The following is a 14,661-nucleotide window of genomic DNA, read 5'->3' on the forward strand; positions in this document are numbered from 1 at the left end:
CTGAGCGGCCATCATGCCGCCTTGAGGCGGAAGAACGGGTAATCACCCGAATGCAACGGCCTGGCTCAGCGGCGGCGAGCCTCAAAATCGGCGATTTCGGCCGACTTTTTCAACAACATCCGCCCATCATGTCAACGACCTTGCTCCACCTTCCCAGCGCCCCCGATTTCCCTCACCCCCGCGAGCAACTGCGCCATCACCCCATCCACTAGAGCGACCTTTTGGTCGCCAGACAGGCTGACAGCACCGGCAACGCGGTCGTGAGCGATGCTTTCCAAAACGTCGGCGCCTTGGGCGTCTGACATGTTGGCGGAATGGGTCACGGTGATGCGTTCGCTTTCGTGGCCCATGTTCTGCGGCCAGGCGCGTCGCCGGGCGTGGGTCAGATGCTTGGCGTCGCGCAGAGAACCGATCATGTGCATGGCACCATGGGGCGCCTGGCTCTGCGCCCAATAAGGGGACGCCATCGAGATCAAACGGCTTGCCCTCGCACAGCGCCTCGCAATAGCGGATCGAGGCGAGAGGCACATCGAGCGTCTTGTCGTCAAAACGCCCGGCAAAGGTCTATCCCTTTTGAAGGGGCCGATCCTTGGCAAGAAAGAGCTTTGGCATGTCGGGCCTCTTGCCACTCCAAACACCACCTGGGAACTGATCGTTTTCTTCGTCTTAGGGCAACCCAAGGCGCGGCACGCCCGGCCCAACCTCGCGCCAACGCCTTCACCGCGACAAGCGACGTAACTAAGCACCGGCACGCCTCGCAAGAAGGCACCCACAATACCGATCCATCTATCCATCAGCCTTGTAAAATCAACTTTGGATGGATTGCGATGAACGGAGTTCCTTATCTTGGCCCCCGTCCCTCATCGTGACCTTCGCCTCTCGACCAGCGCCTGCGCACGTTCGAAGTCGGGGTCATCCCTGTCGATCTGGTATTCGTAGTACCTTAACAAAAGATCCTTTTCCTCATCCAGATAGAGCTCAACAACCTCGAAGTCCTCGAATATCTCTGCCTTGCGCGCGTCGCCCACCTTGGCATAGTGCCGCCTTGTGATCTCCTCCGACGAGTGGCCGAGGTTCAGCGACCATGCCTTGTGCTGCTCGGTCGTGCGGCAAAGTTTGCTGCCGAGGTCTGCCAGAGTGTCACGCGCGGAATGGGGAAGATAGCGCGTGCCAATGCCCTCGCCGGCGCGTGCAAAGACCGCGTCGACGGCGCTTGCGGTGCGCATCGGCGTGAGGGTTTCGCGCCCCTCGAGGGGCCAACGGGCGGCGCTCGCAAGCACCTTGGCATCCGGAAACAGGACGTCATCGTCGCGCAGGCCCAGCGCCCGGACTTCTTCAACCCAAGCGAGCACGACTTGCGCAAAGGCAGGCGTCCTCGGAAACCAATTCACCACAAAGGTCTTGCCGTTCTTGGCGCGCAGGGTCGCGCCGTCGTGCATGACCTCTTTGCGCTCAAGATCGACATGCCCAAGCCGTAGCGAGATCAACGCAGACTCCCGCAAGCCCGCCAGAAAGCACATCGCAAAGATGGCCCTGTCCCGACGTTCCTTGAGATCACGCGCAGGCAGGCTTTCGAGCATCGCTTCGGCCTGCGCGAGCGACGGGAATACCTTGCTTTTCTCGCGCCCGCTCATGGCTTTCAGGCCTTTGGGCAACGCAAAATATCCCCCGACCCCCGACAGGGCGCGATAGCCCGGCTCGTTGGACAGCCACACAAAGAACTGCTTGAGGTGCGAGGAGCGGTGCTGGACTGTCGCGCGGCTCAGACCGCCCTGCTCAGTGCGCTGTCCGGCCCGCTCAATCAAGTGCTTGCGATAGGCGCCGCTGTCCTCTTTCGTGACCTTGGAATAGCTTTTCCCCTGACAAAACCGATCAAAATCGCGGATCGAAATCAGATGTGCATCGACGGTTTTTGCGTCGTATTTCCCAGCATAGATTTGCCACGCAAACAGGATCCGGTCGTTCGCGCTTTCGAATTCGGGGCCGGAACTATGCTGATCTGTCCCAATACCAGCCGGATCTGGCATTTTATATTCGTCTGACGGGACCAAGCTCGTGTTGGTATCGACGCATTTTTCAAGCCTGTTGCATTCCGTCTCACTCAGTAACTTCAACACGCGCGCACCGCAGTCCGGACACTGCGCCCAAGCGCTTGCTGCACGATCGTCGTTGCGGCAGATCTGCAGCGTCGATGGCTCCGGAAAAACAGCGGCCTTGCAGCGGACACATTTGAACTCGCCCGAGCGCAATTGCTGACCCGTTCGAGCTTGCCGCAGTTTGTGGAAACGCACCAATTCCGCACCCCGAAACAGCTGGGGGATGTGACCATCAACAGGCCGCAAGCCCGCCTGCACCCAACTCGAGAGCGTGTTACGGCACACCTCATAGAGGGCCATGACGTCCGCGACAGAATAGACAAGGTTCGCGCGGGGCCGGACGTGGCGATACCCCCGGCTCATTGCGCAGGCCCCTTCCCCCTTGGGCCTGAGCCACCCGGCGGCGCACCAGCAGACCATGCCAGCGTTTGCTCAAAGGCGATGAGGTCGCCCAACCGCCAGCGCGTGGTGCCCTCGCCAATCGCGAGAGGCTGGGGAAATCCCGCGCGCGCCTTCACCCACCGCCAAATCGTCGGACGCGAGACGTGGTAGCGCGCTGCGACCGCACGATCAGACAGGAACTGATTTTGAAGCTGGTCGCGCGGCGCGGCGCTCTCACGGGCAGGAAGAGGTTTGCCCAGCGACGGCGCGGAAGCTTTGGCAGGCGCAGCCGCAGGTTTAGCCTGTGTCGCGATTGGAACATCCACAGGCGCGGCCTGAGCGGACACTTGCGAGACTTCTTCGGCAGCAGGGCTTCGAGTAAGCTCTGAGGCGGAGGTCTCGGAATCAAAGAAATTGAGTTGGATTTCGTGCGTCTTAGACATGCGTCTACCCTCTGGTCGGGAGACTGGCACACGTCCTATGTACGAGCTATTTCAGTTAAATTCTTGCGGTAGCGCCCTCGTGAGCCGCGATGTCACCGCATGCTTCAGGAATTACCCAAAAAGATTCTGTGATCAAGAGGGAAAATCCACGGCAGTGCGGAAAAAATTCTATCCGTTTCAAATGTGGGGCTGAATGTGGGACCACGGCGACAACCAAAACAAAAATACCTTAAAAATCATTATCTTAAATGAAAAATTTGGCGGAAGCGGTGGGATTCGAACCCACGGTACGGTTCCCCGCACGCTAGTTTTCAAGACTAGAGCCTTAAACCACTCGGCCACACTTCCGCAGTGCAAGCGCCCTGCGCTCGCGGTGGGACCGATTTAGCGGCTCACGGGCGTGACCACAAGCCTGCAATCGCGCCCGCTTTCACGCAACTGTCATGCTGAAACCTGCCGAAAGCACGCTGGGTCCGGGATGCGGGCTTTTCACGGCGTGCGGGCGCGTCTAGACTATCGGCGCAGCGCGCGCGTCGGGGTGTCGTGAGCTTTTAACGCGCCTGCGCAGGGAACGGGCCATGTCGCAGGACATACCGCTCCCGCCGTGGCCGGCTTTGGCCACTGGGTGGGCCGTGACAAAGCTGCGCGATGTCAGGGGCCGTGCCGGGGTGACAAGCCCGGGCGAAACAACGGGTGAGACGCCGGACGAGACGCCGGGCGCGACGGAAAGAAATGCTCGGCAGAATGCGGGCAACGAAAAGAATTCAGGGGCGTTTTTGGCGCCTCTCGGGGTAACGGGATCGCGGATCAGCTGCGGCTCGAAGGGGCATAAAATGACAGGTCACATCACCGGACGCCGCTGGGTTTGCGGCACATCGAGGCGCAGACGCGGCGTGATTGCCGCCTTGCTTGGCACAACGCTGGTTTTGAGCGGTTGCGACACAACCGATTTTTTCAACACCGCAGACAAGGACACGCCCGAAATCGCGACCGACACCTCCACACGGCTGGTCGAGCGCGATGTCGAAGCGCCCGAGGTCTTCCAGGTCGATGACGAAGGCCTGTGGGACGGGCGGCCCTCGCTGGGCGGGGTTTGGGTGGCGCATACCGAGGTCAAAGACCCCGAGCGCGTTATCATCCGCAACACGGCCAACGGGAAATTCGTGATCGGGGCGCTGTTCAAACGCGAGCGCACCTCGCCCGGGCCCGAATTCCAGGTCTCCTCCGATGCGGCAGCGGCGCTTGGGATGCTGGCCGGCGCGCCTGCAGCCCTCAATGTCACCGCGCTGCGTCGCGAAGAAGCGCCAGATCCCGTGCCCTCGGCCGCCCTTCCCGACGAAGCGATGCCGATGCCCCAAGCCGATGCGCTCGGGTCCGAAACGATCGCCGCAACGCCGCTTGACCCCGTTGCCGAAGCCACGGCGGCGCTGGACGCGATCGACGCGGGCACGCCCGCAGCCGTTGCAACCCCTGCGCCGCGCCCCGCCACGCCTCCTGCGGCCGCTGCACCGGCAAAAGCCGCAACCGCGCTTGACCGCCCCTTCTTGCAGATCGGGATTTTCTCGGTCGAGGCCAACGCAAGCCGCACCGTGCAGATGCTTGGTAGCCAAGGGATCGCGGCCACCGTGAAGCAGGGCGAGAACTCCGGAAAGCCGTTCTGGCGGGTTGTGGTCGGCCCTGCAACCTCGGCGGCAGAACGCAGCACGCTGCTTGAAAAAGTGAAGGCGGCCGGTTTCACCGATGCCTATGCGGTCACGCATTAATTCCACACGGGGGTGCGCCTCGCGCGCGCCCTTATTTGCGGCCTGCATCCCAGGCCTCGCGCATCCGCCGCGATGCACCAGAGCAAAGGACAGACCATGTTCCAGCCCGCTTCTCTTGTCGCCCCGCTCAGCGCGCGCGTGATGTCGCGCGCCCGCCGCGTGGCCGTTGGCGTCATGGCCACGCTTGCCATTGCCAGCGGCGCACAGGCGTTTGAAGCCCAAGCGCGCGCCGCGTGGGTCTATGATCTCACGACGCAGACCGTGCTGTTGGAAAAGGACGCCGACACCCCTTTTCCCCCTGCCTCGATGTCAAAACTGATGACCGTGAACATGTTGTTCGAGGCGTTGCGCGACAGCCGTGTGTCGCTTGACACCCGGTTCAACGTCTCGACGCGGGCCAAGGAAATGGGCGGCTCGACGATGTTCCTCAACGAGCAGGACCGCCCCACCGTCGAAGAACTGATCCAAGGCATCGTGGTGCTGTCGGGCAATGACGCCTGCGTCGTCGTCGCGGAAGGGCTTGCGGGCTCGGAGGACGCCTTTGCCCGCCTGATGAACGAACGCGCCCCTGCCATCGGCCTCACCCATTCGACCTTTGCCAATGCCTCGGGCTGGCCCAACCCCAACCAGCGCATGTCGATGCGCGATCTGGGCACGCTGGCGACGCGTCTGATCACCGAATTCCCCGAATATTACGGCTATTTCGGCCAGCGCATGTATGAATTCGACGGGCGCGCACCGGCCAATGTCAACAACCGCAACCCGCTGCTGCGCCTCGGGATCGGGGCGGACGGCCTGAAAACCGGCCACACGCAGGAGGCCGGTTACGGGCTTGTGGGATCGGCCATGCAGGGCACCCGGCGCATCGTTTTCGTGATTTCGGGCCTCAATTCCGAAGCCGAACGCGCTCAGGAAGCCGAAGCCATCGTGAACTGGGCCTTTCGCCAGTTCACCCAGAAAACCGTTGCCACGCAGGGCACGCGCCTTGCCACCGCGAGTGTCTGGATGGGCGACAAGCAGCAAATCGGGCTGGTCGCAGGCGACGATCTGTCCGTGCTAGTGCCCGCCCTCGAGGGGCGTGAAATCGACGGCGAAGTCGTGATGCAATCGCCGCTTGTCGCGCCGATCATGGCGGGCGATACGGTTGCGGAACTGGTCGTGCCACGTGCCGGACTGCCCGATGCACGCCTGCCTCTGGTGTCTGATACCTCGGTCGCGCGGGGCGGCTTCATCCCGCGCCTGCGCACGGCCGCGACGGTGCTTGCGGGCAAGTTTGCCAGCGAAGTCGGTCTGGGACAGAGCGCGGACGACGCCGCAGCGCAAGATGCGGCCACCGTCACCAACTAAACGACAACGACACGATAGCGGATCGGAAACACAGCGGTGTTCATCACCTTCGAAGGTATTGACGGATCGGGGAAATCCACCCAAGCACGCAGGCTTGCCGCCGCGTTGGAGGCGCAGGGGCAGCCCTGTGTGCTAACCCGCGAACCGGGCGGCTCGGTCGGCGCCGAGGAAATCCGCGCGCTGGTCTTGCAGGGCGATCCCGATCGCTGGTCGCCGGAAACCGAGCTGCTGCTGTTCACGGCGGCGCGGCGCGATCATCTGGAACAGACGATCCGCCCTGCCCTTGCGCGCGGGGACATCGTGATTTGCGACCGCTTTGCCGATAGCACCCGCGTCTACCAAGGCGTGTCGCGCGGCGATCTGCGCGCCAAAGTGGATGCGCTGCACGGGTTGATGATCGGCGTGGAACCGGACCTCACGGTGCTTATCGACATGGACCCCGCCCAAGGGCTCGCGCGCGCCAAGGGGCGCGGTGGCGATGAAGAGCGCTTTGAGGACATGGGCGTGGATTTGCAGGAAAAAATGCGCGCCGCCTTTCTGGACCTTGCCAAAGCGAACGCACGCTTTGTCGTCATAGACGGCGCGCGCGACATTGCTTGTGTGGCCCGTGACGTGCTGGCCGCTGTGACCATGCGCCTGTCCCAAAAGCCAGAACAGCCGGCATGAGTGATCCCGACATCCCCGAGGCCGACACCGTCCACGGCGCGCGCCATCCGCGCTTTGCCCCGCGCGTGATCGGCCATGAGGCGGCAGAGGCCGCCTTTCTGGACGCCTATAACTCGGGCCGGATGCACCATGCCTGGCTGGTTCACGGCCCCAAAGGGGTGGGCAAAGCCACGCTGGCCTGGCGCATTGCACGCTTTTTGCTGGATCAGCCCGGCGACGCGGGCGGCGGGCTGTTTGGCGCGCCCGAAGTCCCGCACAGCCTTGATGTCGATCCCGAAAGCGGACCTGCGCGGCGCGCCAATGCCCTGACCGAACAGCGCCTGTGTCTGGTACGACGCGCGTGGGACGAAAAATCCGGCAAGCTGAAGTCCCAGATTACCGTGGATGAGGTGCGCAAGCTGAACACGTTTTTCCAGATGTCCTCTGCGGATGGCGGGCGACGGGTGGTGATCGTCGATGCGGCGGATGAAATGAACACCTCCGCCGCCAACGCCCTTTTGAAACAGCTGGAAGAACCGCCCGCAGGCGCCACGATTTTGCTGATTTCCCACCAGCCCTCGCGACTTTTGCCCACCATCCGGTCGCGCTGTCGCGATTTGCGCCTTTCGCCGCTCGACGCGCCGCAGATGGCGCAAGCTCTGGCAAACGCGCAAGATGACATCGACGGCGGGCCCGATCCCGATCAGGACGGGCACACCCAGGCGCTTGCGCAATTGGCGAGCGGGTCTGTCGGGGAAGCGTTGCGGTTGATGAATATGGACGGGATTGCCGTCTATGGCGAACTCGTGTCGCTCTTTGCCGCCCTTCCCGATCTGGACCGCACCCGCGCGCTGAAACTAGCCGAAAGCGCTGCGGGGCGGGGCAATGCGGAGCGCTTTGACCTGATCATCCGCCTGATGGACATGTTCCTGACCCGCCTTGCGCGCACAGGTGCAGGGGCGCCGCCCGTGGTCGAAGCCGCGCGCGCGGAAGCCGATGTGATGCGCCGCCTTGCGCCCGATGCCCATGCGGCGCGCGTTTGGGCCACATTGCAGCAAGAGTTGTCGGCCCGCGCCACCCATGCACGGGCGGTCAACCTTGACCCTGCCGCGCTCATCCTTGATATGGTTCTGAAGGTAAACGAAACGGCGCGCCCGCTGGCGGCCGGCTGAGGACCAGATGACTGCGCAAGCTCCCCACTCTCTCCCCCCCCATTGCGACGACGCCGCTGCGGTAAAAATCACCGACAGCCACCTGCACCTTGATTTTCCCGATTTCGCCGAGGAACTGCCCGAGGTGATCACCCGCGCCCGCGCAGCCGGTGTGCACCGGATGGTCACCATCTGCACCCGGCTGCGCCAGGTCGAACAGGTACGCGCGATTGCCCACGCCCATGAGGGGGTGTTCTGGGCCGCAGGCACCCATCCGATGTCTGCCGCCGAAGAACCGCTGGCGGGCGTTGACGACCTTGTCGCACTGGCCGAGGATTCGAAATTCGTCGCCATTGGCGAAACCGGCCTTGATTACCACTATTCCTCCGACAGCGCCGATGTGCAGCGTCGCTCGCTGCGCATCCACATCGAGGCAGCGCGCGAAACGCAACTGCCGCTGATCATCCACGCGCGCGCCGCGGACGCGGATATGGCGGCGATCCTGACCGAGGAGCACCGCAAGGGGGCCTACCCTTGCGTGATGCACTGTTTTTCCTCCTCTCGCGAGCTTGCCAAAGCCGCGCTGGATCTGGGGTTTTACCTGTCGATGTCGGGCATCACCGCCTTTCCCAAATCCCAGGACCTGCGCGATATTTTTCTGGACGTGCCCAAAGACCGTCTGCTGGTGGAAACCGACAGCCCCTATCTGGCGCCCCCGCCCCATCGCGGCCGTCGCAACGAACCGGCCTATGTGGCGCAGACCGCGCGCAGAGCCGCCGAGACCTTTGGCATGGATTACGCCGATTTTGCCGCCCTGACGGAGGCCAATTTCGAGCGGCTGTTCACCCGCGCGGTGCTCTCGTGAGCGCGTCAAGCTGCCGCCTCACCTTGTTGGGCTGCGGCTCGTCGGGGGGCGTGCCGCGCCTGTCCGAGCGCGCGGGCGGCGATTGGGGCGACTGCGATCCCACCGAGCCGAAAAACCGCCGCCAGCGCTGCTCGGCGCTGCTGGAACGCTTCGGCCCTGAGGGCAAGACCACCGTGCTGATCGACACCTCGCCCGATATGCGCGCGCAACTGCTTGGTGCCGGTGTCGGACGGCTGGACGCGGTCGTCTACACCCATTCCCACGCCGATCACGTGCACGGGCTCGATGACCTGCGGATGATCGTCTACAACATGGGCACCCGCGTCAAAGTCTGGGCCGATGGCGATACGCAAAACGATCTGATTTCGCGCTTTGGCTATGCGTTCATCCAACCGTCCGGCTCAAGCTATCCCCCCATTCTGGACCTGCACACGATCGACGGGCCGATCCGCGTCGAGGGTGCGGGCGGGGCGATCACCCTGACCCCCTTCAAAGTGAACCACGGCGCGATCGACGCGCTCGGGTTTCGCATCGGCGATGTCGCCTATCTGCCGGATGTCTTCGAAATGGACAGCGCGGCCCTGTCCGCCTTGACGGGGCTGGAGGTGTTCGTGGTGGATGCGCTGCGCTACAAACCCCATCCCACCCATGCCAACCTCGACAAGGCGCTGGCCTGGATCAAAACACTCGCCCCCGAGCGCGCGGTGATCACCAACCTGCATATCGATATGGATTACGCCACGCTGGCGCGTGATCTGCCGGCCCATATCCGCCCTGCCTTTGACGGGATGCAAATCGATTTCGACCTGCCCGAAGCTCACCCTGACACTCTTTCGAACGGCTAAGACATGCAAATTCTTCTCGACGTTGTGCTTCCGGTGTTTCTGGTCATCGGCTTTGGCTACGTCGCGGCCCTGCGCGGCATCTTTTCCGAAAGCGCTGCAGACGGGCTGATGCGCTTTGCGCAGAATTTCGCCCTGCCCTGCATGTTGTTTGCCGGAATTGCGCGGGTGGATTTGGGGGATGCGTTTCACGCCCCCATTCTGGTCAGTTTTTACACGGGCGCGCTGGCCTCGGCGGTTGTCGCCGTTTTAGGCGCGCGTTTTGTGTTCAAACGTTCGGGCGTCGAAGCGGTCGTCGTCGGCATGGTGGCGGTGTTTGGCAACTCGGCGCTGCTGGGCCTGTCGATCACCGAACGCGCCTATGGCAGCGATGCGTTGCAATGGAACTATGCCATCCTGTCGATCCACGCGCCGGTATTTTACGGTCTGGGGATCTGCGCGATGGAAATCGTGCGCTCCTCGGGGCAAGGCATCGCGCGCGGCGCGCTCACCCGCCAGATCGGGCGCGGCATTGTCACCAATCCGCTGGTGATCGGCATTGTTTTGGGCTGGATCGTCAATATTTCCGGCCTCGCCCTGCCCCAGACCCTGTGGTCGGCGATTGAAATGATGGTGCGTGCCGCGATTCCGGCCGCATTGTTTGGCCTTGGCGCGGTCCTGCTGCGCTACAAGCCCGAAGGCGATCTGCGTCTCATCGGCTATGCGCTGATGTGTTCGATGCTGATCCACCCGGCGGTCGCCTACCTGCTGGGCACCCAGCTGTTCCACCTTGGCACCGGCCCGCTGCGCTCGCTCACGATTTCGGCCGCCATGGCGCCGGGGGTGAACACCTATATCTTTGCCAATATGTATGGGGCCTCGCGCCGTGTTGCGGCCTCTGCCGTGCTGCTTGGGACGGTGGCTTCCATTCTGACGGTCTGGGGCTGGCTGTCCATCCTGCCTTGATCAACGCATCGGGACATGGCGTCGTTTCCTGTGGCGAAACGATGGCCTCCAACCCACGAGATTTCGCATCAAAGCCCGATCTTTGCCCCAGTCGCGCCCCTTTCAGGCGCGAGAAATGGTTAACGGCCCTCTCACTCGGGGGGGCTTCCCATTTTAGCGGAGCAACTCTGTGCCCACATATAACGTCAATATCTACGATGTGAATCCGGCCACACTGTTTGGCACCTCCTCCGGCTCGACGGCTGTGTATTCAGGCGCTGCCGCCCTTGGGTCCGCGGTGATCACCGACAACCAGACCGGCACCAACGGCACGGGTCTGGATGACGACAGCCGCGGGGAAAACGCCACCGCAACCGTCACGATGAACGGCACCACCACCACGAATTCCGTTCAGGCCGAGCGCGTCTGGACCGTGACCGACACCGCGACGGGGGAAACCTTTCAGGTTGTGCAGTTCACGGTCGGCAGCGGGTGGGGCGCCAGAAACTATACGCTGTCCGAACAACCGCTGATCGCCGGTCACGAATACGAAGTGGTGAGCTACAGCAACGACCCCGACATGGGCACCAGCAACGATGGCTTCTCCTATGCCGATTATTCGGACGGGGTGGTCACGGGGAGCGCGGGCAACGACGTCATCGACAAGAATTACACCGGCGACACGCAGGGCGACCAGATCGACAGTGTCAGCGAAAGCGATGTGATGTTCCACTGGTCCAACGCCAACGGCAGCAACGGCAGCTATTCCGACGATGTGGGCGGCGTGACCGTCACGGCAACCGTCACCAACGACGGCCGCATGACCGGCAACCAGATCAACACCTCGACCGCCCAATATGTCGCAAACGGTGAAACCTACGGCACCAATTCCTCGCTGAATGTGACTGGCAACGGGAATGGCAATACCGCCACCATCGTGATCGACTTTGAAACGGCTGATGGTTCGCAGGCCAATTCCGAAGTCGAAAACGTGTCCTTTCGCCTCAACGATGTGGACAGCGGCAGCTTCTCCGATGTGCTGAGCGTCACGGCGTTTGACGCCGAAGGCAACGCTCTGGCGGTGACGCTGACGGCCGGTGGCTCGGATACGGTCAACGGCAATACGGTGACGGGCAACGGTGGCCTGAACGATCCCGACCAGCTGGCCGGATCGGTCCTTGTCGAGATCGACGGGGCGGTGTCCTACATCGTCATCGACTACAACAACGGCGGCAGCGGCGCACAGACGGTCTATGTGTCCGATATCGCCTTTACCAGCATCTATGAAAGCTTTGACGATGTGGTCAACGCCGGCGACGGCGATGATTTCATCGACCCCGGCCTCGGGGATGACATCGTCAACGCCGGCGCGGGCAACGATACGATCATGGGCGGTCAAGGGGCCGACACCATGCATGGTGGCACCGGTCAGGACACCATCGACTATTCCAACTCCGCGTCGGGCGTAAACGTCGATCTGGGCGCGGGCACATTTTCGGGGGGCGACGCCGAGGGCGACAGCGGCACGGGCATCGACGGGCTGATCGGCTCGGATTACGACGACACGCTGATCGGCTTTGACGGCGAAAGCAAAGCCACCGATGGCAGCGGCTATACCAATATTTTCTACGGCGGCGCGGGGAACGACTACCTTGATGGCAAGGGGGGCGACGACCAACTCTACGGCGGCGATGGCAACGACCAGATTTATGGCGGCACCGGCAACGACTATATCGAGGGCGGCGCGGGCGACGACTGGATCATGTTCGGCGAAGGCGCGGATGTGGTCTATGGCGGCGATGGCAATGACACGATCGACGATGCCCCCGGGGTCGACACGGGCGACTACGAGGATTTCGTCGATGCGGGCGCAGGGGACGACGTTGTCTTTACCGGCGGCGGCGGCGATACGATCTATGGGGGCACGGGCAACGACCAATTGCACGGCGAGGACGGCGACGACCTGATTTATGGCGGCGCGGATGACGACCGGATCTGGGGCGACGGCGGCAACGACACGATCTACGGCGACAGCGGCAATGATATCATCGATGCGGGCGACGGCGACGACATCGTCTATGGCGGCGAGGGCGACGACCTGATCGGCGGCGGCAGCGGCAATGACACGATCTATGGCGGCGACGGCAACGACGGGATGTCGGGCGGCGCAGGCTATGACACGCTGGACGGTGGCGCGGGCGACGACCAGATGCTGGTGGGATCGGGTGACACGGCCACGGGGGGCGCGGGCAACGACATTTTCTACATCGACGGTGACACGCTCGATGGCGCGACGATCAACATCTACGGTGGCGAGGAGGATGAGACCAGCGGCGATGTGCTGAACTTCAACGGCACGCTCGCCGGACCGGTGACCTATACCTCCGAGGACACGATTACGCCGGGGCGCTCGGGCTATGCGACGCTCATCGACGGGACGGTTGTCAATTTCTCCAACATTGAAAGCGTCATCTGTTTTACCGCGGGCACGCGGATTGCGACCCCCTTTGGCCCGCGCCCGATCGAGGATCTGGTGATCGGCGATCTGGTGCTCACCCGCGACCACGGTCCGCAACCGCTGCGCTGGATCGGATCGCGCAGCCTGACGGCCACAGCGGCGCTGGCACCGATCGAAATCGCGCAAGGCACCCTGGGCAACGCGCGCGTGTTGCGGGTTTCGCCCGAGCATCGGATGCTGGTCACGGGATGGCGCGCGGAATTGCTGTTTGGCGAGCCGGAAGTTTTCGTCGCCGCCAAACATCTGATCAACGATGCCAATGTGCGGCCCTGCCATGGCGGCGAGGTCACCTATCTGCACATGATGTTCGACCAGCACGAGGTGGTCTTTGCCGAAGGGGCCGCGGCGGAAAGCTTTCACCCCGGAGGCATGGCAATGGACACGCTTGACGAAATGGAACGCGCTGAATTCTTTAGCATTTTCCCCGAGTTGCGCGCGCTGCCCAACAGTCACGGCCCGCTTGCGCGCCGCTGTCTCAAACGCCACGAAGCCGCCCTTTTGGCCTGAAACACCCCCCTGCGCGCCCTGCCCCGGGCGCGGGGGGGGGATGGCCCTTGCGCAGGTAGGCTCAGGGCGGAGATGCGCAAAATTGCGGGTCCAAAATTACAGGCCCCAAATTACAGGCCCCAAATTACGGGTCCAAAATCAATGCGCACACCCGTCAAGGCGCACATCCAAGGCATAGAACGAAAAAACGCGCCCCGAGGGGCGCGCTATTTTCGCAAGTCAGATCAGGTTTGGTAGACCCTGATCCAAGTTGGTGCGGTCGAGAAGACTCGAACTTCCACGGGAGTTACCCCACAGCGACCTCAACGCTGCGCGTCTACCAATTCCGCCACGACCGCACTGTCTTGACTTGGTGAGGGGCTATCTAACGAAGCCGCCCTGCCCCTGCAAGAGTGAATTTCACCGCCCTCGCATTTTTTTCCAAAGCCCCTTTCACCCGCGGCGCGCGGCGGTTTGAGCACTGGAAACCCGCGCGCCAACTGGCTAAATCAGACCTATACGAAAGAGGTTTTCCGATGGTCGAATGGCGCATTTCCCAAGGTCTGACAGAATACGAGGCGGCCCTAGAGGTGATGGAGGCGCGCGCCGATGCGATTGCGCGCGGCGAGGCCGAGGAACTGATCTGGCTGGTTGAACATCCGCCGCTCTACACCGCGGGCACCTCGGCCAAGATCAGCGATCTCGTCGCGCCCGACCGCTTTCCGGTCTATGAGACGCGGCGCGGCGGGCAATATACCTACCACGGTCCGGGGCAGCGGGTGGCCTATGCCATGCTTGACCTCAACACGCGCGGCCGTGACGTGCGCAAATTCGTCGCCGATATGGAAGCTTGGGTGATCGCGGCGCTTGCCGAGTTCAACATCACCGGCGAGATCCGGGAGGGGCGCGTGGGCGTCTGGGTCGAGCGCCCCGACAAGCCGCTGACCATCACGGGAAAAATCGCCGAAGACAAAGTGGCCGCCATCGGGTTGCGCATCCGCAAATGGGTGTCCTTTCACGGCCTGTCGATCAACGTGGAACCGGATCTGGAGCATTTCAGCGGCATTGTGCCCTGCGGCATCACCGAATACGGCGTGACCTCGCTCGTCGATCTGGGCCTGCCCGTGACGATGGACGATGTGGATCTTGCGCTGCGGCGCGGCTTCACAACGGTCTTTGGCTGAGATAGGTCTGGGGCAC

Annotated in this window: 12 protein-coding genes and 2 tRNA genes; 9 read left to right on the forward strand and 5 right to left on the reverse strand. The window is 62.8% G+C overall.

Annotation, left to right across the window (positions count from 1 at the left end; translation table 11 throughout):
• Window positions 1-131: 131 nt before the first annotated feature.
• From AQS8620_RS05745 to AQS8620_RS05760, 4 genes are all read right to left on the reverse strand, one after another.
• Window positions 132-416, reverse strand: coding sequence for a hypothetical protein (locus AQS8620_RS05745; protein WP_143267439.1), 285 nt, complete (start codon window positions 414-416; stop codon window positions 132-134).
• A 444-nt stretch (window positions 417-860) separates the two neighbouring features.
• Window positions 861-2,027, reverse strand: a complete 1,167-nt coding sequence (locus AQS8620_RS05750; protein ID WP_159453202.1) for a tyrosine-type recombinase/integrase — start codon at window positions 2,025-2,027, stop codon at window positions 861-863.
• A gap of 428 nt (window positions 2,028-2,455) precedes the next feature.
• Window positions 2,456-2,920 (reverse strand): helix-turn-helix transcriptional regulator, encoded by a 465-nt coding sequence (locus AQS8620_RS16835; RefSeq protein WP_143267440.1) that lies wholly within the window; start codon window positions 2,918-2,920, stop codon window positions 2,456-2,458.
• Between the two features lie 258 nt (window positions 2,921-3,178).
• Window positions 3,179-3,268, reverse strand: a tRNA-Ser gene (locus tag AQS8620_RS05760).
• Between the two features lie 485 nt (window positions 3,269-3,753).
• On the opposite strand from AQS8620_RS05760, the gene AQS8620_RS05765 reads away from it, so the two are divergent.
• From AQS8620_RS05765 to AQS8620_RS05800, 8 genes are all read left to right on the forward strand, one after another.
• The gene (locus tag AQS8620_RS05765) at window positions 3,754-4,683 is read left to right on the forward strand and encodes an SPOR domain-containing protein (RefSeq protein ID WP_085836157.1); all 930 of its coding nucleotides are present in this window, start codon (window positions 3,754-3,756) and stop codon (window positions 4,681-4,683) included.
• Window positions 4,684-4,779: 96 nt separating this feature from the next.
• On the forward strand, window positions 4,780-6,030 hold the full coding sequence (locus AQS8620_RS05770) for a D-alanyl-D-alanine carboxypeptidase family protein (protein ID WP_370737882.1): 1,251 nt from the start codon (window positions 4,780-4,782) through the stop codon (window positions 6,028-6,030).
• A gap of 36 nt (window positions 6,031-6,066) precedes the next feature.
• Window positions 6,067-6,696 carry a dTMP kinase gene (gene tmk, locus AQS8620_RS05775; protein WP_234990383.1) on the forward strand — a complete coding sequence of 210 codons (630 nt, stop codon included), beginning with the start codon at window positions 6,067-6,069 and terminating at the stop codon, window positions 6,694-6,696.
• On the forward strand, window positions 6,693-7,847 hold the full coding sequence (locus AQS8620_RS05780) for a DNA polymerase III subunit delta' (RefSeq protein WP_085835920.1): 1,155 nt from the start codon (window positions 6,693-6,695) through the stop codon (window positions 7,845-7,847). Before tmk ends, AQS8620_RS05780 begins: the two co-directional genes overlap by 4 nt.
• A 7-nt stretch (window positions 7,848-7,854) precedes the next feature.
• The gene (locus AQS8620_RS05785; protein ID WP_085835921.1) at window positions 7,855-8,691 is read left to right on the forward strand and encodes a TatD family hydrolase; all 837 of its coding nucleotides are present in this window, start codon (window positions 7,855-7,857) and stop codon (window positions 8,689-8,691) included.
• Window positions 8,688-9,536, forward strand: coding sequence for an MBL fold metallo-hydrolase (locus AQS8620_RS05790; RefSeq protein ID WP_085835922.1), 849 nt, complete (start codon window positions 8,688-8,690; stop codon window positions 9,534-9,536). Before AQS8620_RS05785 ends, AQS8620_RS05790 begins: the two co-directional genes overlap by 4 nt.
• A 3-nt stretch (window positions 9,537-9,539) precedes the next feature.
• Complete coding sequence (locus tag AQS8620_RS05795) at window positions 9,540-10,478, forward strand: AEC family transporter (RefSeq protein WP_085835923.1); 939 nt, start codon at window positions 9,540-9,542, stop codon at window positions 10,476-10,478.
• Window positions 10,479-10,647: 169 nt separating this feature from the next.
• Complete coding sequence (locus tag AQS8620_RS05800; protein ID WP_085835924.1) at window positions 10,648-13,482, forward strand: Hint domain-containing protein; 2,835 nt, start codon at window positions 10,648-10,650, stop codon at window positions 13,480-13,482.
• A 251-nt stretch (window positions 13,483-13,733) separates the two neighbouring features.
• Here AQS8620_RS05800 and AQS8620_RS05805 read toward each other — a convergent pair.
• Window positions 13,734-13,820, reverse strand: a tRNA-Leu gene (locus tag AQS8620_RS05805).
• Window positions 13,821-13,961: 141 nt separating this feature from the next.
• On the opposite strand from AQS8620_RS05805, the gene lipB reads away from it, so the two are divergent.
• Window positions 13,962-14,645: a lipoyl(octanoyl) transferase LipB gene (gene lipB / locus AQS8620_RS05810; RefSeq protein ID WP_268805346.1), complete on the forward strand. Its 684-nt coding sequence runs from the start codon at window positions 13,962-13,964 to the stop codon at window positions 14,643-14,645.
• Window positions 14,646-14,661: the final 16 nt, after the last annotated feature.

It is taken from the genome of Aquimixticola soesokkakensis (genome assembly GCF_900172375.1).
GTDB classification, from domain to species: domain Bacteria; phylum Pseudomonadota; class Alphaproteobacteria; order Rhodobacterales; family Rhodobacteraceae; genus Aquimixticola; species Aquimixticola soesokkakensis.

Coding starts and splice junctions, on each gene's coding strand:
- AQS8620_RS05745 (WP_143267439.1), bottom strand. CDS start 416: ATGATCGGTTCTCTGCGCGACGCCAAGCATCTGACCCACGCCCGGCGA.
- AQS8620_RS05750 (WP_159453202.1), bottom strand. CDS start 2,027: ATGCCAGATCCGGCTGGTATTGGGACAGATCAGCATAGTTCCGGCCCC.
- AQS8620_RS16835 (WP_143267440.1), bottom strand. CDS start 2,920: ATGTCTAAGACGCACGAAATCCAACTCAATTTCTTTGATTCCGAGACC.
- AQS8620_RS05765 (WP_085836157.1), top strand. CDS start 3,754: ATGACAGGTCACATCACCGGACGCCGCTGGGTTTGCGGCACATCGAGG.
- AQS8620_RS05770 (WP_370737882.1), top strand. CDS start 4,780: ATGTTCCAGCCCGCTTCTCTTGTCGCCCCGCTCAGCGCGCGCGTGATG.
- AQS8620_RS05780 (WP_085835920.1), top strand. CDS start 6,693: ATGAGTGATCCCGACATCCCCGAGGCCGACACCGTCCACGGCGCGCGC.
- AQS8620_RS05785 (WP_085835921.1), top strand. CDS start 7,855: ATGACTGCGCAAGCTCCCCACTCTCTCCCCCCCCATTGCGACGACGCC.
- AQS8620_RS05795 (WP_085835923.1), top strand. CDS start 9,540: ATGCAAATTCTTCTCGACGTTGTGCTTCCGGTGTTTCTGGTCATCGGC.